Annotated in this window: 16 protein-coding genes and 2 pseudogenes; 4 read left to right on the forward strand and 14 right to left on the reverse strand. The window is 59.6% G+C overall.

From position 1 onward, the window contains the following. Positions 1 to 15 precede the first annotated feature (15 nt). Positions 16 to 162 carry a hypothetical protein gene (locus tag CUR85_RS02660; RefSeq protein WP_280321462.1) on the forward strand — a complete coding sequence of 49 codons (147 nt, stop codon included), beginning with the start codon at positions 16 to 18 and terminating at the stop codon, positions 160 to 162. A 45-nt stretch (positions 163 to 207) separates the two neighbouring features. Here the strand turns inward: CUR85_RS02660 and CUR85_RS02665 are convergent, their stop codons facing one another. Further along, the gene (locus tag CUR85_RS02665) at positions 208 to 531 is read right to left on the reverse strand and encodes a hypothetical protein (RefSeq protein ID WP_280321464.1); all 324 of its coding nucleotides are present in this window, start codon (positions 529 to 531) and stop codon (positions 208 to 210) included. 392 nt (positions 532 to 923) lie between these two features. Here CUR85_RS02665 and CUR85_RS02670 point away from each other — a divergent pair, with 392 nt between their 5' ends. Then, positions 924 to 1,946: an IS1595 family transposase gene (locus CUR85_RS02670; RefSeq protein WP_276153554.1), complete on the forward strand. Its 1,023-nt coding sequence runs from the start codon at positions 924 to 926 to the stop codon at positions 1,944 to 1,946. A gap of 198 nt (positions 1,947 to 2,144) precedes the next feature. Here the strand turns inward: CUR85_RS02670 and CUR85_RS02675 are convergent, their stop codons facing one another. From CUR85_RS02675 to CUR85_RS02715, 9 genes and pseudogenes are all read right to left on the reverse strand, one after another. After that, positions 2,145 to 2,684 (reverse strand): dihydrofolate reductase family protein, encoded by a 540-nt coding sequence (locus tag CUR85_RS02675; RefSeq protein WP_276153555.1) that lies wholly within the window; start codon positions 2,682 to 2,684, stop codon positions 2,145 to 2,147. Positions 2,685 to 3,249: 565 nt separating this feature from the next. After that, positions 3,250 to 3,801 carry a maleylpyruvate isomerase N-terminal domain-containing protein gene (locus CUR85_RS02680; RefSeq protein ID WP_276153556.1) on the reverse strand — a complete coding sequence of 184 codons (552 nt, stop codon included), beginning with the start codon at positions 3,799 to 3,801 and terminating at the stop codon, positions 3,250 to 3,252. Further along, complete coding sequence (locus tag CUR85_RS02685) at positions 3,798 to 4,874, reverse strand: cupin domain-containing protein (protein WP_276153557.1); 1,077 nt, start codon at positions 4,872 to 4,874, stop codon at positions 3,798 to 3,800. The genes CUR85_RS02680 and CUR85_RS02685 overlap by 4 nt, the downstream gene beginning before the upstream one ends. Before the next feature lie 15 nt (positions 4,875 to 4,889). Then, positions 4,890 to 5,537: a maleylacetoacetate isomerase gene (gene maiA / locus CUR85_RS02690; protein WP_276153558.1), complete on the reverse strand. Its 648-nt coding sequence runs from the start codon at positions 5,535 to 5,537 to the stop codon at positions 4,890 to 4,892. Between the two features lie 54 nt (positions 5,538 to 5,591). Next, positions 5,592 to 6,286: pseudogene (locus CUR85_RS02695) on the reverse strand (fumarylacetoacetate hydrolase family protein). A gap of 51 nt (positions 6,287 to 6,337) precedes the next feature. After that, on the reverse strand, positions 6,338 to 8,251 hold the full coding sequence (locus tag CUR85_RS02700; RefSeq protein WP_280321469.1) for a TRAP transporter permease: 1,914 nt from the start codon (positions 8,249 to 8,251) through the stop codon (positions 6,338 to 6,340). 64 nt (positions 8,252 to 8,315) lie between these two features. Then, complete coding sequence (locus CUR85_RS02705) at positions 8,316 to 9,284, reverse strand: TAXI family TRAP transporter solute-binding subunit (RefSeq protein WP_276153561.1); 969 nt, start codon at positions 9,282 to 9,284, stop codon at positions 8,316 to 8,318. Positions 9,285 to 9,310: 26 nt separating this feature from the next. Then, positions 9,311 to 10,936, reverse strand: coding sequence for a benzoate-CoA ligase family protein (locus tag CUR85_RS02710; RefSeq protein ID WP_276153562.1), 1,626 nt, complete (start codon positions 10,934 to 10,936; stop codon positions 9,311 to 9,313). 83 nt (positions 10,937 to 11,019) lie between these two features. Then, entirely contained in the window at positions 11,020 to 12,162 is a 1,143-nt protein-coding gene (locus tag CUR85_RS02715; RefSeq protein ID WP_276153563.1) for an FAD-dependent monooxygenase, read from the reverse strand. Positions 12,163 to 12,249: 87 nt separating this feature from the next. Between CUR85_RS02715 and CUR85_RS02720 the strand changes: the two genes are divergently transcribed. Further along, a complete protein-coding gene (locus tag CUR85_RS02720) occupies positions 12,250 to 12,657 on the forward strand; it encodes an acyl-CoA thioesterase (protein ID WP_276153564.1) in 408 nt (135 codons plus the stop codon). After that, entirely contained in the window at positions 12,650 to 13,444 is a 795-nt protein-coding gene (locus CUR85_RS02725) for an IclR family transcriptional regulator (protein WP_276153565.1), read from the forward strand. Before CUR85_RS02720 ends, CUR85_RS02725 begins: the two co-directional genes overlap by 8 nt. Before the next feature lie 190 nt (positions 13,445 to 13,634). On the opposite strand, the pseudogene CUR85_RS02730 reads toward CUR85_RS02725, so the two are convergent. From CUR85_RS02730 to CUR85_RS02745, 4 genes and pseudogenes are all read right to left on the reverse strand, one after another. Continuing rightward, positions 13,635 to 14,115 (reverse strand): annotated as a pseudogene (locus CUR85_RS02730) (IS66 family transposase zinc-finger binding domain-containing protein); the annotation flags it as partial. 330 nt (positions 14,116 to 14,445) lie between these two features. Further along, a complete protein-coding gene (locus tag CUR85_RS02735) occupies positions 14,446 to 15,066 on the reverse strand; it encodes a hypothetical protein (RefSeq protein WP_280321477.1) in 621 nt (206 codons plus the stop codon). 154 nt (positions 15,067 to 15,220) lie between these two features. After that, positions 15,221 to 16,924 carry a DUF927 domain-containing protein gene (locus tag CUR85_RS02740; protein ID WP_280321479.1) on the reverse strand — a complete coding sequence of 568 codons (1,704 nt, stop codon included), beginning with the start codon at positions 16,922 to 16,924 and terminating at the stop codon, positions 15,221 to 15,223. Next, positions 16,921 to 17,280, reverse strand: coding sequence for a hypothetical protein (locus CUR85_RS02745; protein WP_276153567.1), 360 nt, complete (start codon positions 17,278 to 17,280; stop codon positions 16,921 to 16,923). Before CUR85_RS02745 ends, CUR85_RS02740 begins: the two co-directional genes overlap by 4 nt. Positions 17,281 to 17,377 lie beyond the last annotated feature (97 nt).

A 17,377-nucleotide genomic window follows, 5' to 3' on the forward strand; every position in this document is an offset into this window, starting at 1 on the left:
GAGGATTCACCAACAGTGAAAGAGCTAATTGCTGAAGTAGATGGCGATCTTCCCGACTTTGATCTCGGTGAACTGACCTCTGAACCCGCGTCCTTCTGCGCAATTTTGTCTGGTTCCTGTGCGGAGCCGATTTGGGCGCGCCAGAACGCCGACGCCTCATAAGGATGGAAGTACGAGGAGTTCGTGAAAAAACTTAGAAACTATTTTCTAAAAATCTTCAGACCAAGCCAGACGTTGTCCTCTAACATCTTTTTCATCGCCGATTGCCGGCCATGTTCTCGCTACCAGGGTTAGCGCCGGGAGCAAATCATCGAATCCTAACTCAAAGGCCCGCTCGGCCATTCGTTCTGGGCGCTTATCAGTAAGACGTCTGGCAAAGTGCAAAGGAACACTAAGGACATCGGGTGCCAACACCACGCAGTACCCCGCAACCGGGGCCTCTGGGAACGCTTCCGCGGTATCTGTCGCGAACGGCACTCGGAGACCTTTGAACTTGAAAAAACTGTTTCCTGAGTCGGAAAGCGCTTTCATCGCAGCCGAGCACGTGGACATGATTCAGGCAATAGCGGCAATTTTCCTTGATAAAAACGAATCGCTGAGCCGAGCTCGCGTTTAATCATAGGTTCACGAACGTCGCGACCGCCCGTTCCCTGAACTTGCTTCGTTCGACAACTATCCATAGGACTCTAAACGCTTCAATCCCCTAGAAGGGTTCGACGAGGTTCTTGGGACTGACCTTAGCGGAGAACTGTTAGACGATAGTCTTTCCCCGTTATCCACGAAAAGAAGCGCGGGCAGAGTCATAGCTATGAAAACCATAGAAAAACCTCGGACCTGTCACCGTTTCGCGCGAAATGGACTGTTCCCTTCGGGAAACAGGTAGTTGGCCAATATTGTCGGCTCCCAGTCATTGGAGTGCCGACATGATCACGGAACTGAAATCCGTCAGGGATATCTGGAAGAAGATGCCGAGCGAACATCACGGGCGCGTCTTCCTCGAAGAAATGATCTGGCCCACCGGCCGGTATTGCCCACACTGCGGCAGTGTGCGGTCTGTGGCGCTTCGATGTCAATCTGCGCGTGCCGGACTGTATCAATGTTCCGAGCACGAATGTCGTCGTCAATTCACCGTCACCACAAGAACGCCAATGCACTCGACCAAACTGGATCTTCGGGTGTGGATTGCCGCGATTTTTCTCGTGCTGACATCAAGCAAGGGGATCTCCTCGGTCGTCATGTCACGAATCCTGGGCGTGAATCAGAAAACTGCTTGGAAACTCGGTCATGCAATCCGCGAACTGATGGACGACAGAGAGGGGATCGCCAGTCCGTTGAGCGGAACAGTTGAAGTCGATGAAGCCTTTGTCGGAGGGGCCCCCAAGTTCAAGAAAGGGGTCAAAAACAAGAGGGGGCGTGGCACCAAGAAACCTATCGTGCTTGTCGCCGCTGACCGCAACGGTCAAGCCAAGGCGACCTTGGTTCCGAATGCCCAAGGCGCAACGCTCGGCCCGATCATGACAGAATGGATGGACACACAGTCTATTCTGATGACTGATGGCAATAGGGCCTATCGCAAAATTGGCAAAGCATTTGCTGCACATCATAGGGTCAATCACGGTGCCCGACAGTATTCCCGCCCCAGCCTCGGGGCGCACATCAATACGGTGGAAGCCGTCAATTCTCAGGTCCAGCGCGCCCTTGTCGGGGTCTATCATCGCCTTGGACGAAAGCACCTTCAGCGATATATCGACGAGATCCTCTGGCGCTGGAACCATCGTCAGCCAGTTGTGAAAGTCCGGCGAAAATCAACGAAGTCAGGCACCAGGACCGTCACAGCCACGACTTGGAAGCCGTTACCTGTCGTCGAACAGATGCGCGGGCTTCTCTGCATCGCGATTGGGCGGCAAATGCGCCGCACGCCTGAATGGGGATTGAGCTGGCCATGAAATAGGCTGATGCCTTAACGGCAGCAACGAGCCCACATTGACCGAGTGAGGGGCGGAGTTCTTCGCAGTTGCAGCATGGGCTGCGCCTGCAAGAGCGGCCCACAGCTGACCTTAGCAGGGTCGGCAGCGAACGTCTCCTTGGAAGACAATTCAACACATCAAAAGTGCGGATGTTGTCCTCCCAAAATGGACGACGCCTCAATGAGCCGTCAGATGTATGTGTGTTGCTTCTTCTGTCATCGTAACACTGGTCCGACGAAAGTCGCGGTTTAGTGCAGAGCCGTCGAAGAGCGGGATGCCCGTTTTCATGACTCGCGGCACTATTCGTAGGTAGATTTCGTCCAATTCTCCACTGGCCATGGCAGATTGCGCGGCGCTTGCCTCGCCGATGATCATAATGTCACGCTCGCCGCAGGCTTTGCGGGCAGCCGCCAAGGCCGCATCGAAGTTCGGAAGGAAATCGATTGAAATGCGTCCGTTTCCAGTTGGTTCTATCGAAGGGGGATATGCGCTAATGACGAATATGGGAACCTGATACTCATAGTTGTCGGCATACCAGTTTGGGTCGCTGGCCATTTCGAATGATGCACGACTCATTACAACAGCACCGGTGCGCAAGACCAAAGGCGCAATCAAACCGGCATGGTGCATTTCCTCGACGGGAAAGATGCTGCTGCCATTCTCATCAGCCCAAAAGCCGTCAATCGACATTCCCACGTCTAAGACAACAGCACTCATTCTGCGATCCCCCTTGAAGCCCTTTATCCACTCGGTTCAGAGTAACAGTCATTGAGCCGCTCGCAACTGACGTCGACTTTGTTCGCTCAGTCGACGTTGCTGTAGAACGCAGCAAACGACCGCTTCTCGCCCTCCCTGCCGCCGCCCTTCGCTGGCGCGGCACAGATTGAGCAGTCGCAGCTAACGAAAGGAATGTCCGCTGAGCCGCCATACGAGTAAGAGGCCGGCCCCGGCTTCTTTTTGTGGATAATTGGGTAGTCTTTTCGCTGGCACAGTGCTGGGCTGATATCGCCGAAAGCAGCGAAACGGACACTATTCGCAAGCTCAACCACCAGGGCGGGATGGTCGGCAGGAGGACCCGGGTGCAAACACTGTGCTCGGCACACGTCCGATCTTCAAGCTTGGTCTGAAACATGAACCCAGCCTAGTCCGATGCCGCGATTGGCCCTCAAACCGGGCATTGCCCGCACTCAACTGATCTTAACAAAAAGATGAACCGCACTATCATTGTGGATACAGTGCAGATTGACCTACCCCCCCGAAATTCGGACACTGACTTAAGCTACTACCAAAGCACAACGCGCTGAACATCCGGAGGGGGAGCCCCGTGGGATAGATCAATCGCGCCCTGCCAGACCTCTTTTGCCCGCAAAATAGGCGTTTCGCGCGCTGTGATGGCTCTCCCGTCCGGCAGGTGCAGCGGAGCGTTCCAGTCCTGATCGGTGAGATCGCGCCATTCAACGTTGAGATGCACCTCTGCATGGCGAAAGAGGCTGCGCAAGGCGTGCGGTGGCAAGGTGGCACCAAGGGCGGTCTCGGTATCGAGGTTCTCGGCAATAGGCTGCGACATTCCGGTGCGTACGGCCTCGAGCAGATGTGCAAAGAACCGGGCGTGGTAGCAGATATGGGCCACGATCTGAGCGCAGGTCCAGCCGTCGCGAAGGGCGGGGCCCGAAAGTTCAGCATCGCTCAACTCGTTGAGCTTGCGCGCGAAATAAGCAGTGCCGCGACGGGCCTGTAGAAGATCACCATGCGGCGCCGCCTCGGCATCATAGCGGGCTCCGCCACCTTGGCGGGCGCGCAACGCGTTACGGGCGGCGGTGTCTTCCGGGGTCATTTGCCGTCGACCATTCTACGCATGAAATTCAGGCGTTCGATGATCGGAGCGTCGGAGAAACCGAACAGGTCGAACTGCGTCTCGGCCTGCAGCGACCAGCTGACCCAGGAGGGCACGACGAAGATGTCACCTTTCTCCAGCTTGCGAGTCTCGCCGCCCAGAACCACCGTCCCCGAGCCTTCGAAGACTTGGAAGACCGAAGAACCAACCTCCTGCCGCAAGGGCGTTTCGGTGCCTGCTCGCAGCCGGTGAAACTCGCAGCGGATCGTCGGCATCACGTCGCCGCCGGTGGTAGGATTGGTGTAGCGCACCGCCGCGTGGCCGAGGCTCACCGTGGCGGGCTGGCCCTCGTCCTCAAGCAGCAGCTGTTCGGTCAGGGCGCGGTCGGTGTGCTCCCAGCGGTAGGCGCCGATCGGCGAAGATACCGTATCTTGCAGGCCCGACAGCGGGCGCAGACCCGGATGGCCCCACAGCCGCTCGCCTTGGCTGTAGTTTGGGGTGGCATTGTCGGTGACACGCTCCGCGCCGAACTCGAAAAAACCCACATCCATCTGCTGGCTGAACGGAATATCCAGCCCATCAATCCAAGCCATCGGCTCAGTAGCGACGTTGTGATGTCCGTGGAAAGCCCAACCCGGCGTCAGCAGCAGGTCGCCGCGCGACATGCGCACCGGGTCGCCGTTGACGACGGTCCAGACGCCCTCGCCCTCGACCACGAAGCGGAAAGCGTTCTGCGAATGGCGGTGCTCGGGGGCGTTCTCACCAGGCAGGAGATACTGGATCGCGCACCAGAGCGTCGGCGTGCAATATGCGTGCGGGGCGAGGCCGGGGTTGGCCAGCCCGATGGCGCGGCGCTCGCCGCCGCGTCCGACCGGCACCAGGTCACCGGATTGCTCGGCCATAGGCAACAGATCGGCCCACCTCCAAACGTAAGGCACCGCTTTGGGTTTGGGGTGTTGCGGCATGAGGCCGGCGGTCTGGGTCCAGAGCGGGTTCATGTGGTTCCGCTTGAAGCCCTCATAGAGCGCGCGCAGTTCCACGGTATCCTCGGGTTGCATGGCGTTGTCCATCATGGGTCTCCTTGTTGGCTAGGCAGCGTCGGGTTGGTTCGGCGGCGCGGCATTAGTGAAGGCGGGGAGCTGGTCGAGCTCCGCGAAGATACGCGCGATGGTGGGCCAACGGTCTAGCGCGATGTCGAAGCGCTTGTTGTTCCAGACCTGCGCGTAGAGACAGATATCGGCCAGCGTCAGTTGATCGCCGTGAGAATAGCGCCCGGTCTCAGGACTGTCGGCCAATGTCGCTTCCAGCGCGTCGAAGGTGAGCGTAACCCAATGGGTGAACCATTTCTTCTGGGCCGCCTCATCTGCACCGAATTCGTCGCGGAGGTAAAACAGCACCCGCAGGTTGTTCAGTGGATGCACCTCGAGCGCCAACATCTGTGCCAGCGCCCGCACCCGTGCCCGGCCATCAGGATCGACCGGCAAAAGCGCTGGCTCAGGGTGGGTCTCCTCAAGCCATTCAATGATGGCCAGCGACTGTGTCAGGTGGCTGCCGTCTTCGCGCTCCAGTGTCGGAACAAGACCCTGCCGGTTACGGTCGAGGTATTCCGGCGTTCGAGTTTCGCCGTCCCGCAAGACGTAAGGCACGTAGTCGTAATCCAGTCCCTTGAGGTTCAGCGCGGCGCGCAGCCGGGTTGAAGTTGAAGATCGGAAGAAGTTGTGAAGCCGCAGGGACATGAGAGCCTTTCCTTGTCTGAGGTGACGCGGGGGGCCGACGGCCCCCGCATTGGTTCAGGCGCGCGGACCGATCGGGGTTTCGATGGCGCCCAGGCCTTCGATCTCCACCCGGCAGGTATCGCCTTCGACCAGCGGGCCGACACCGGCGGGGGTGCCGGTCATGATCAGATCGCCAGGCCGCAGCTCCATCGAATGGGACAGGATCGAGATCACCTCGGGCACCGACCAGATCAGGTCAGCCAGATCGGCGTCCTGCTTGATCTCGCCGTTGACTGTCAGCCGGATCGAACCCTTGGAAGGATGGCCGACATGTGCGACCGGATACACTGGGCCGATCACTGCAGAGCGGTCAAAGGCTTTACCCCAGTCCCAAGGGCGCCCCTTCTCACGCGCTTCCAGCTGCAGATCGCGGCGGGTCAGGTCGTTGCCGACGGCATAGCCCCAGACGTGATCGAGCGCGTTTTCTTCGGCAATGTTCTTGCCCCCCCGCCGATCACGACGACCAGCTCGGCCTCGTAGTGAAAGTTCTCTGTCTGGGGCGGATAGGCTACCGTCTCCCCGGTATCGACCACCGCATCGGCGGGCTTAGTGAAGAAGAATGGCGGATCGCGGTCCGGGTCCTTGCCCATCTCGACAGCGTGGGCGGCGTAGTTGCGCCCAACACAGAAGATACGGCGCACCGGCAGGCGGTCATCGCTCCCGTGAACGGCCACGTCAGCACTCTCGGGCGGGGTGAAGACAAAAGACATTTAGTTTCCTTTTCTAAGTTTGAGGGCCTTTTCAGCCCTGTCCATTTTCCGTTAGCGCGGGGAGTCATTGCGCTCCGCCCGAGCGGTGATCCAGAGCAGAGCAAGCACTGCAAAACCTGCCGCGTTGATCCACAACGTATGTGCTCCGCCGATACCCGGCGGCAGCAGGAGCGCTACCCCGGCGAGGCCAATGAGAGCTCTGCGCCCCTGCCCTGCCGGGCCGTGGAACCAGCCAACAAAGGCCGCCGAAATCGCGTAGACCCCTAAGACAGCGCTCGTGACGGCAATGGCGATCTCCATTGGATCACCGATCAACAAGAGCGCTGGCGAGAAGACAAAGAGGAAAGGCACGATATAGGCAGTCCAGCCGAAGCGCATAGATTCCCAAGCCGTGGCCATGGGCGAGGCCTTGGCGATGGCAGCGGCAAAGAAGGCGCCGATGCCGATAGGCGGGGTTACCATCGACATCATGCCGAGGTAGAAGATGAACAGATGCGCCGCGATGGGCTCGACCCCCGACTGAACCAGAGAGGGCGCGATCAGCACGGCGAGCAGCAGATAAACCCCCACCGTGGGCATCCCCATGCCGAGGATCAGACAGACTAAGGCCGAGATCAGCAGCAACACAAAGACATTGCCCTGCCCCAGATCTACCAGCGCGAAGGTCGCGGCAAAGCCCAGACCGGTGACGTTCAACACGCCGATGATAAAGCCCGCCGCCGCCGAAATCATGATGATCTGGGTGATCGACTTGCCCGCCTCGACAGACGCTGCCCAGAGGTCACGCAGCACCATGCGGGTCTCTCCGTAGCCCACGGTCAGCCCAATCACGAGTGCCGCCGCCCCGCCCCAAAGCGCAGAGGTTTCGGCCGGTTGGTTGAACCAGAAAAGCGCCGTAACGATGGCCGCGAAGGGCAGGATGAAGACCCAGCCGCGTGATAGGACAGTGGCGGTTGTCGGGGCGTCGCTGAGGTCGAGCGGCTTGATGTCCTGTTTCGCCGCCTGTAGGTCGGCCTGCACGAATAGCGCCACGTAATAAAGCAGCGCCGGCACGATAGCGGCGACGACAATCTCGGAATAGGGTTTCTGAAGGATGTCAGCCATCAGGAAAGCCACGGCCCCCATCACTGGCGGCGCGATCTGGCCGCCGGTGGACGCAACCGCTTCAACAGCGCCAGCGGTGGTACGACGAAAGCCGGACTGTATCATCAGCTTGATGGTGACCACGCCAGTGGCGACGATGTTGGACACCACCACGCCTGAGATCGAGCCAAAGAGGCCGGACGCGACAATCGAGATTTTGGCCGCGCCGCCACGCTTGTGTCCCATGGTCGACATGGCGATATCATTGAAAAAGTCCGCCCCGCCGGAGCGCAGCAGCAACTGGCCGAAGAAGACGAAGGCCACAACCACGGTGGCCGCGACGTTGAGCGTGAGGCCGAGCAAGCCGTTCGGGTCGAAGGCCAAATAGACCGCCAGCCGCTGTGGCGCGACCTCGCGGGTTTGCAGTGCCCCGGGCACCAGATGACCGATCATGCCATACCCGACGATTACGAGGACCACGATCACCAGAGTCCAGCCCACCGAGCGGCGCAGGCCTTCAAGCACTAGAAAAAACAGCGCTCCGCCAACCAGCAGCGCGTCCCAAGGCAATGACATCGCCTGCGATACGAGGCTCGGATAGGCCAGCATCACGTAGAGTGAGAGGCCAAGCCCTGTAACTGAGAGCAGCCAATCGAGTGCCGTGGCGCCTCCCGAGCGCGCGCGTTCCTTGTTCTCGCCAGTAACAAGGAAGATGATCGCCAAGCTCAACCCAAGCACCAACGCCAGGAATTGCTCAGTGTAGTAGGAATACCCCATGCGCGACGGCAAGCTCGCGGCCTGTGCCATCGCAGCGATGGTCAGAGTGCCGGCCAGAGCGCTGACAACGATGTTCTTTACGCACAAGGCCTTCGGAGAAGTCACGTCCTGTTCCACAGCATTCCCTTTCGATTGAAGGACGGGGCGGCAAGGACGCCCCGTCATTGCGTCACTGGTCCGAGGTCATCTCGACACCGCGGTCCTCAAAGAAAGCCACCGCGCCAGGGTGATAATCGACGCCGGGAAACTCTTTAAAAGCTGTCTCGAGGTTGAGTGCATTGAGCGGCGGATAGGCAGCGCCGATGGCCTCGCGCTCGTCGAACAGCACCGCCAGTAGCGATTGCACCTGCTCGTCGGAGACATGCGCGCCTGCGACAAGAACGTTGTCCCAAGTCACGAACATCATCGGCTCGGCCACGCCAACGCGGACCGGAGCCGGCGTGACTTCGGAAAAGTAGAACGCGGGCCGCACCTCGCGGATTTCCGCCAGCGTTTCGTCATTGGCCGCGATCCCGAGGAAGCGCACGCCGCCCACCGAGGCGTCGACCTCGGCCACCTTGGGGCCACCCACAGCGAAAAAGGCGCTATCAACGCGCCCCGATGCCATGTCGTCGGAGCCGCGGATCAGTTCCGGGACCGGCACCTGTTCGACATCGTCCCAGCCGATACCTCCAGCGGCAAGGATGGCCGAAATATGCGACCGCGCGATTGGAAAGGCATCCCAGCCGGAAGGCACGCTGCGGCCTTCGAGGTCCGCGACCGAGGTCAGCCCCGAGCTTTCCTTGACGTAGAGGCCCACCGGAAACGGGTTGATCCGCGCCACAATACGCAGGTTGGGCATCGCGGCGGTGTAATCGCCCGAGCCCTGAACCGCGGTGATCACATCATTTACATCATTGAGCGAAAACTCGGCCAGTGCCTCGTTCACCGCCTGCATCATCTGCGCATTGCCGCCATAGGGCTGCACGACAAGGCGCATCCCGGCGCTCTTGCGCGCCTCGCCTGAGATGACCGAGGCCATGGTATTCCAGACCGAGCCCTGCGGCGGTGTGGAGAAGGATTGCACCTGCGCCTGCACGGCGGGGGCAAGCCCCGTGGCCAGCAGCGCAGCGGCGGCGAGTGTCTTAAGCAGTGTCATGTAAGTTCCTCCCATTGAACTGTGAATCAAGCGGTTTCCGGTTTGCGGATCAGCGCCTGACGGTCGATCTTGCCGGTGCCCGTCTTGGGCAGATGGGGCAGATAGTCGAAGAGACGCGGTGCCTTGTAAGGTGTCAGATGCGTCTTGATGTGATCGCGCAGCCGCTGTGACTGCGCCTCGTTGCCCGTGCCTCCCTGCACGAGGCTGACGATGGCGCGCAGCGCGGTGCGCTTGTCGTCCAGTTGCTCGGCCAAGACTGCGCATTCATTAACATCGGGGTGTTCGTTCAAGCAGCGCTCGACCTCGAGCGGCCAGACCCATTGACCGGAGACCTTAACCAGATCATCGGCGCGGCCTTGGAAATAATAGAAGCCGTCCTTCTCGACGAAGCGGTCACCGGTGTGTATCCAGTCGCCGCGCATGGTATCGCGAGTCTTGTCGGGCCGGTTCCAATAGGTCGGCGCGGAGGAATGGCCGCGCACAAACATGACGCCCTCCTCGCCCGGCTGGGCGGGCCTGCCCTCGGGCGTCTCAAGTCGGATTTCATAACCCGGTACCCGCGCGCCGGCAGCACCCAAACGGTGATCGTCGAGCCGGTTGCTGAGGTAGATATGGAGCATTTCGGTGGAGCCCAGCCCTTCGGTGGGGCCGTGGCCGACCTTGCCTTCCCACGCAGTATAGACGTCTTCCGACAGGATCTCTGCCGCCGACATCGACTGCCGCAGCGAGGTGAGGTCCCGGCTGTCGATATCAGGCGCACGGCACAGCGCGGTATAGAGCGTCGGCAGGCCGAAAAGCACCGTAGGCCGGTAGGTCTCGATGGCCTTCAACACCGCCTCGGGGCGGGGCTGGTCTGGGACCAGCAGTGTGGTCGCACCGACGGCAAAGGGGAAGACTAGAGAGTTGCCGAAGCCATAGGCGAAATAGGCCTTAGGCACCGAATAACATATATCGTCTTGGCTCAACTTCAGCACATGCGCGCCGAAGCTGTCGTGGATATAGGCCGCGTCGTGATGCAGATGGACGATGCCCTTGGGCCGCCCGGTCGAGCCCGAGGAATACATCCAGAATGCCATGTCATCGGGGCCAGTGTCCGTGGCGTCGAGAACCGTGTCACTGCCATCGAGAAAGCTCTCCGCCTCAATCGACTTGGCAAGGTCGGCACTCCCATTGGCGATGACCAGCCTGTCCAATTCGGTGCCTGCCAGCGTCTCATCATTGAACACCTCGTCCAGTTGCGCCTCGACTAGCGCAATGCGCGCGCCGCTGTCCTTCAGGAAGTAATTCAGCACGTCAGGCTTGGTCTGGATGTTCAGAAGCACCGGAACTAGGCCCGCCCGGACCGCCCCGTAAAAGGCCGCCGGATAGATCGGTGTATCATCAAGAAAAAAGGCAATCCGTTCGCCGCGCGTCAGTCCCGCGCGGGTAAAAGCATGCCCCCACCGCGCCGCCTCGGCAATCAATTCACGATAGCTGAGGCTGCCGTTCGGACCGGTCACGGCGGTCTTATCGGGGTTGCGCGCGAGGTTCTGCCACAGAATGTCCGAGCAGTTGCGATGCTGCGCTTTATCAAAACCGATCTCTTGCGCGCCCGCCGCATTCAGAGCGACCGGATCGGTGAGCGGGGTCTTGGGGTTCGATCCCTGTGACATGGTGTTTTCCTCCCTCGGCCGGAGCCCCAGGTGGGGACTGCGCAGGCCGTGATGTTCCTACGTTAAATGAAGGGGCCGAGCCGTTAGTCCGCCATGGTCCGTTTGGCGGCATAGTCCGCGGCGAATTGCGGCGCGATCTTGCGCAGCCGCTCTTCGGTCATTCGCCCGGACCGCATCAGGTAGTCGAAAGCAAAATCCATCGGGGCTAGCTGCATCTTCTGGCCGAAACTGTCGTACCATTCTGCCGAGGTATTGGCCGCATTGACGATCTTACGCGCGATGGGCTGGCGGTGGTCTTGGTAACTGGCGAGCGCCGTTTCTAAGTCCGGTTCCGTCGCCAGGGCCTGCACCAAGGCAATGGCGTCTTCGAGCGCCAGCCGGGTTCCCGACCCGATCGAGAAATGCGCGGTATGCACTGCATCTCCCAACAAGGCATACTTCCCGGCAACCCAATTCTCGCACCAAAGCCGGGGGAACTGCCGCCACATCGACTTGTTGGTGATAAGCTTGGTACCCTTCAACACGTCCGAGAAAAGCGCGGCGCAGCGTTCGGCGCCTTCTTCCTCGGTCATCTCGCCGAATCCAGCCTTACGATAGGTTGCTGCCTCGCATTCAACGATGAAAGTGCTGCGGTCGGGAGTGAAGCGGTAATGGTGGGCGTTCATCGGGCCGTGTTCAGTTTCGATGAAAGTCTGGGTCAGTGTGTCGAATGGGATTCGCGCGCCAAACCACGCGAAGTGATTGTCGAAATAGTCGATCTTTGGCCCGAAACTCTCCTCGAAGGCGCGCCGCACCAGCGAGTTCAGCCCATCAGCGCCGATAACAAGATCGGCCTCCAGTTCCTCCACTTCCGTAATTTGGGTATCGAAGCGGATGGGAATGCCGAGGGCACGCGCCCGCTCAGTCAGGATCTGGATCAGGTTCAACCGGCCGATGGCAGTAAAGCCCACCCCATCCAAGGTCACCGAACCATCGGGCAGGTTCAACGTCATGTTTTGCCAGCGCTCCATATGCGGCGCCACTAGGTCATGGGTCTCGGGGTCATCGGCCTTGAGAAACTCTAGCGCCTGATCGGAAAAGACCACGCCGAAGCCAAAGGTGGCACCTTCTGGGTTTTGCTCGGTAACCCGGATACGCAGCTGCGGCATCAAACGGCGCAGCAGGATCGCGGTGTAAAGGCCCGCGGGCCCAGCACCCAGAATCTCTACGGTGGAAAGCTTTGTCATAGGTCCTCCCAAATCTCCTCGACCTTTTTCGAGGATTACCGTACATTTTTAAATTATACAATTGATTTCACAATAAGGAACAAACAGATGGCTGCGGCGCAAGACTTCGACATCACATTCGGCGACTGCGATCCTGCCGGAATTGTCTTTTATCCCAATGCATTTCGATGGATGGATGCAGGCTTTCACACCCTTCTTAGACCTGCCGGGGGCCACGCGACCCTTTGCCGAAATCTGCAAGCTGTGGGGCTGGGCTTGGTCGATGCCTCTGCTGAGTTCCGCCATCCGATGCGCGATGGGGATCGCCTCTCGTTGCGAATCACAATCACCGAATGGTCACACCGGACGTTCACTCTGAACTATGACGGCATTGTTGAGGGCAAGCGGGCTTTCCGAGGTCGCGAAGTGCGCTGCCTTTTCAGTCGGACCGAAAGCGGTATTGTGGCCGCTGACGTCGCGCCGCTGCGCGCGCTATTGGAGATTGAAAATGTCTGACGAAACTGCACACGGTCAAGGATTAAAGTCCCTGGATACAGCCCTCAGAGTGCTGTCCTATCTAGCTGATCAGGGTGGACCGCAGACGCTGTCCGACATTGGCCGAGGCTGCGGCATGCCGCCCAGCAAGGTGCATCGGTATCTTGCTTCTTTCGTAGGCGCGGGGCTGGTACAGCAACAGGGGCGTTCAGGGCAGTACGATCTTGGGCCAGGGGCGCTGCAGCTCGGTTTGGCGGCCCTGGCCCGGCACGACTTTGTCAACACCGCCGCTGATGGGCTGGCCGGACTGTCCGCCGACACCGGCATGACTGTGCTACTGTCGGTCTGGGCCAATCAAGGGGCAACCGTGGTCCGGTGGGAGCGCGGCGCAGCCCCAACGGACACTTCGATGGGTCTGGGGACCACCCTGCCTCTGCTCACATCGGCCACGGGACGCGTATTTTTAGCATGGGGCCCTCCCCGCGCCATCGCTCCAGTGCGCGACACCCAGCTGCGTCGATTGATGCGACAGCCCAATCTGTTGCTCGATATAGAACCGTCGAGGTCTAGCGTTGCCGCAATGGCAGAGCGTACCCGCGCGCGCGGTTTTGCGTCGGTAGAAGGCCGCTTCATCCCCGGCCTCGTTGCGGCTGCAGCACCCATCCTCGATTGGCAGAACGAAGCCCAAGCTTCTGTCACCCTTGTCGGTACCGACCCGGGCGCCATTGCCGAGGGTACCACGCAAACCGACTTTCTGCTGACCTACTGCGCGTCGAAATCCGCTGTCCGCGCGAATTCCCCAGCCTAGGATGGGATAGGTGCTGTTTACCCAACTTAATATTTTCCCAGCTTACCGAAATTGTGAAGCAGAAAGAAGACACGAAGCTTGCTGCCCTTCCTGGATCGGCACCTCGCCTGCCTCGGCCCATCATCGCCTTTTAACAAACATCATGCACAAGGCCAGCATCGAGCTGTAGCGCGCGATCAACGCATGAATTGGGGGTCAACGCCACACAGGCATGACCGGTCAGATCAGCTAAGGTGGACAGGCTCAGATCAATCCCCTCCGGTGCAATGCGCTCGGATTTCCGGTTCAACGGTTGATGTTGTCCATACTTGTCGAAGGCGATCATCGCGATCAGTTGCGGCTCTGCCCAGCCGCGCGGAATGACGTGGAACGGAAGCCGGCGGTTGGCTGATCTTCTCGCAAGCTCGGCAGGTGAACTTCTAACGGACCGTCTGGATCACCTTCCACTGGAGTGGGATGACCTCCAGTGTCTCCGAAATATCCCCGCCCATTTTGATGATCCGGTCTGAACCACAGCAGGTGCAGCTGGTTGGGACCTCTACCACCACACGCTCGCGCGGTAGATGGGCGGGAAAGGGTTTGCGCACGGGCTTGCGTCGTGTAAAGGCACGCTCGGTGCTGGCCTTGTCCGCAGCCTGTTCAGCTGCCAGCGCCTCCTCGGTTGCGGCCGCCCTTTACGGCACCTGACCAACGGCGGCGACGGCCGGTATCAGAGACAGACAGAACTTGAATACGGGGGTGTCTTCGTGTGCGTCCATAAGGACACTCGATAAACGACCTCACGGCCCAACAGTCAGACGGCCCTCGACGGAGGTTTAATTTTTTTCGGAGCCAAGCCGAAGAACCTTAAGAACCATTATAAAGCCAGTTTGCTATGTAAAGCATCCCGCCAGAATCTTGGATCGAGGGTTTTCCCACTGATCGTTTAACAATTAATTTAGCCTCGATTGCATTATTAAACGACCACGCACCACCCCGCCTCCAGGGTGGCGCAGCACCAATCAGGGCAGAAGGTCTGGCTGCAACGCGTAGACTCTCGTCTGCGAAGGGTAGTCAGGAAGCTGCACCTTTTTCTGAAGGTGACGCCCATCACCCGGAAGCAGCGCTCCTGAGGCTTTGGCGATCTTGACCATCAGACTCGGCGCATGGTCGCCACATACTTCACGGTTCCAGGCTTCGGGCAGGACATAGTAGAGCCAAGCGCCATCCGGCTGCTGTACGCGATATCCGCAGCGATCCCGGACCACGAAATCCTCGCTTTTCTGACCGACCTTATTTGGATCCTTGCGGATGATCCGCTCGAAACGAGCCGCGCCATGAGCCTCAAAGAAATACTTGAGATCCCGGAGAGCATTCAGTTCGTCTTCGGACTTTCCTCCTCCACGGTGGGACTTCCAGCCCTCAAAGCAGGCCGTGGTCGCCTTGAGAATGCTGCTGCTCTGCATTGGCAAGATCCCAAGCTCTGCGGCAAGAATGCCTGCCGCACCGGCTAGCGCAAAACGCTCGGCTACACGCCGCACCTGCGGATCGTCAGCGACGTTGGTTAAGCTGGGTACGATTTCTTCACGAAGAGCCCGAGCTCGCCCAATCAGATGATCCTGATCGTTGACGAGCTCGGCCACGAATGCGCGTCCGGCATGGCCGTAATGTGTCTTTGCGATCGAAGACATCCTATCCGCCAATTCTCCGGGATGGGCAAAGGGGCGTAGGTCTCAAAGCTTACGCCCGGCTCAATCTCAATGGGAATATCCACCATGCGCACTGCAAGACCTCCGGTCATCCGTGTCTTGCCGCGCCCCTTGTCGATCTGGTGTGCCGAAGTATTTTCGCCCGAAGACACGACCAGGGCTTTCCATTGCACAGTACCCGCGCCGGTGCCATCCTTTTTGGCCCGAGCCTTGCCGTGGCCGTTGGCAAGCATGTAGTAGAGCTCGGCCGCCATTTCGGGGCGACGAGCGTCAACTCGTCGAGCGGAAGCAAGATGTCGTTGTGATCGGCGATCAGTGCCTCCGCTCCGTTATCAGTCATCCGCCAGTTGCGCACGAACCCATCATTCCCGCCTCCGCCCCAGACAGAACCCGCGATGGTAAGCAATGTGGTCTTCCCCCGGGAGGATTGGCCCCAAAAATGGAAACCGCCACCGGACATATTGAGGGGCCGCAGCAGCGGTGCGGCAAATGCGACACAGAGGGCAAAAGCGACCCGGCTGTTCGGCTCCGCGAGGCGCGCAAGCTCGTGCCACTTTTCGATACTGCCGGCAGAGGTAAGATAGTGCGACCGCCCACCAAGATCGAGAACGACATTCCGGCTTTCAGCTTCAGATACGATCATGCCGTCGGGATGCGCAAACGCCTTGTCAGTCCAGCCCACACGCCTTGTCACTTCGATGATCTTGCTCATCTGTGCATAGCCGATGTATTCAGCTAAGGCCCGACGACCGGCCAACTGCTGCGGCACGACGAAGCCAGCCTCGGCCAAGAGTTCGCGCATTTCTCGTCCGTCTCCCGCAAGCAAGGAAGCGGGAATGCTGAGCGTGTCCCAGTCACCAGCCGGCGTGCGGAATGCGACGAGGTATCCCCACCCTCCACGTGTGCCTGCCGCTCGGGTGCGGCCAAGCACCACAAGCGGTGACCCTGCATAGACCTTCACTGGCTCTCCATAACGATCAAATTCGGTCTTGATGATCCCGACTTCAGTGAGTTCGAAAACCTCCGGCAGCTCCGCGACAAAAGAGAACCGGTCCCAGATTTCGTGATAAACGGGATTATCCGGGAGGTTCGGCCTGATACTCAGGTCCCTGACCGCCGTGGGTCGCTCGAGCCGAGCAGCAAACTGCGGTTCGCTCAAACCGGCATCAATGGCGTCGGCAATGTCATAGCCCGTGACATCGATGGCACTCATGTCTTCTGCCAACTTTGCGATATCCAGCACCCGGATACGGGCATCAATCCCGGTCAGAATGCGTGCAAGCTCCTCCGTGGCCTTGGTCCCGGCATTATCATTGTCCGGAAGGATGAACACATCCCGTCCGGCCAGCGGTGTGAAATCGGTTTTGGCCAGCGCGTTAGAGCCACCCATCCAAGTCACGCTGGAGAAGCCGCGGAAATTGGCGGTGGCATCGGCACACTTCTCACCTTCGGAGATCAGGACTGGCAAATCAGGGTTTGCCAGCAGATCCGCAAGGCGATAGAGCGGACGGTCTTCAGGCAGCCCCTTACAAACCCAGCTCATCTGCCCCGCGCCGTTGCGCCAGACCGTGGCAGGCCGGAGGATCTTTCCTGCATCGGTCTGATAGCGCGCGATCAGACACGCGAGAGTCGCATCTGCATTGCGGTACTCGTAGACGGCGACTGGCAATTCGCCCTGCCAGCGCAAGTCCGGCTGCGGAAATGGGAAGGGAATGCTGCGGACATGCGTCATATCGTCGGAGATGGCGCTTGCCGGCAGTGGGCGCAGGCTAGGAGGAGAAATTGCGTTCATGCGTTCACCCCCAAGATATCGGCCAGTTCACGTGCGGCCTCGATCTGGCTTTTGCAATGCAGGTAGGCGTAGAAGGAGATGATGTCGCCACCGGCATCATCAGTTGCGAAATCCGCCCAAGCACCGGTCCTGACATTGATGCCGAAAGACCCGATGGACTTGTCCACCCGGGTGGGATTCAAGGCCATCAGGTTACTGCCGCTCATACGCGTGTGGGGCAACCAGCGCTCGGCCAGAGACCTGATCTGTGAATGGGCGGCACTTTTGACTTCAGCAAAGATATCGCACTTGTGCGGTTTGGGCTTGGGCTTGGGCTTGGGCTTGGGGCGGTGTACGCCGATTTCGGAAGGATGCATCCAGGCACTCCATTTTATGCGACGTTCTTGTCGCCGAGATTGAGTTATGAGACAGTGCCAGAAGAGACCTGCGGGGCGGGCGAAAGCGTGGAAACTG

This window comes from Sulfitobacter faviae (genome assembly GCF_029870955.1).
Taxonomy (GTDB): domain Bacteria; phylum Pseudomonadota; class Alphaproteobacteria; order Rhodobacterales; family Rhodobacteraceae; genus Sulfitobacter; species Sulfitobacter faviae.

Bases quoted from the DNA above. Each gene is read 5' to 3' on its own strand.
- CUR85_RS02665 (WP_280321464.1), bottom strand. From the start codon at position 531: ATGAAAGCGCTTTCCGACTCAGGAAACAGTTTTTTCAAGTTCAAAGGT.
- CUR85_RS02670 (WP_276153554.1), top strand. From the start codon at position 924: ATGATCACGGAACTGAAATCCGTCAGGGATATCTGGAAGAAGATGCCG.
- CUR85_RS02675 (WP_276153555.1), bottom strand. From the start codon at position 2,684: ATGAGTGCTGTTGTCTTAGACGTGGGAATGTCGATTGACGGCTTTTGG.
- CUR85_RS02680 (WP_276153556.1), bottom strand. From the start codon at position 3,801: ATGACCCCGGAAGACACCGCCGCCCGTAACGCGTTGCGCGCCCGCCAA.
- CUR85_RS02685 (WP_276153557.1), bottom strand. From the start codon at position 4,874: ATGATGGACAACGCCATGCAACCCGAGGATACCGTGGAACTGCGCGCG.
- maiA (WP_276153558.1), bottom strand. From the start codon at position 5,537: ATGTCCCTGCGGCTTCACAACTTCTTCCGATCTTCAACTTCAACCCGG.
- CUR85_RS02705 (WP_276153561.1), bottom strand. From the start codon at position 9,284: ATGACACTGCTTAAGACACTCGCCGCCGCTGCGCTGCTGGCCACGGGG.
- CUR85_RS02710 (WP_276153562.1), bottom strand. From the start codon at position 10,936: ATGTCACAGGGATCGAACCCCAAGACCCCGCTCACCGATCCGGTCGCT.
- CUR85_RS02715 (WP_276153563.1), bottom strand. From the start codon at position 12,162: ATGACAAAGCTTTCCACCGTAGAGATTCTGGGTGCTGGGCCCGCGGGC.
- CUR85_RS02720 (WP_276153564.1), top strand. From the start codon at position 12,250: ATGGCTGCGGCGCAAGACTTCGACATCACATTCGGCGACTGCGATCCT.
- CUR85_RS02725 (WP_276153565.1), top strand. From the start codon at position 12,650: ATGTCTGACGAAACTGCACACGGTCAAGGATTAAAGTCCCTGGATACA.
- CUR85_RS02740 (WP_280321479.1), bottom strand. From the start codon at position 16,924: ATGAACGCAATTTCTCCTCCTAGCCTGCGCCCACTGCCGGCAAGCGCC.
- CUR85_RS02745 (WP_276153567.1), bottom strand. From the start codon at position 17,280: ATGCATCCTTCCGAAATCGGCGTACACCGCCCCAAGCCCAAGCCCAAG.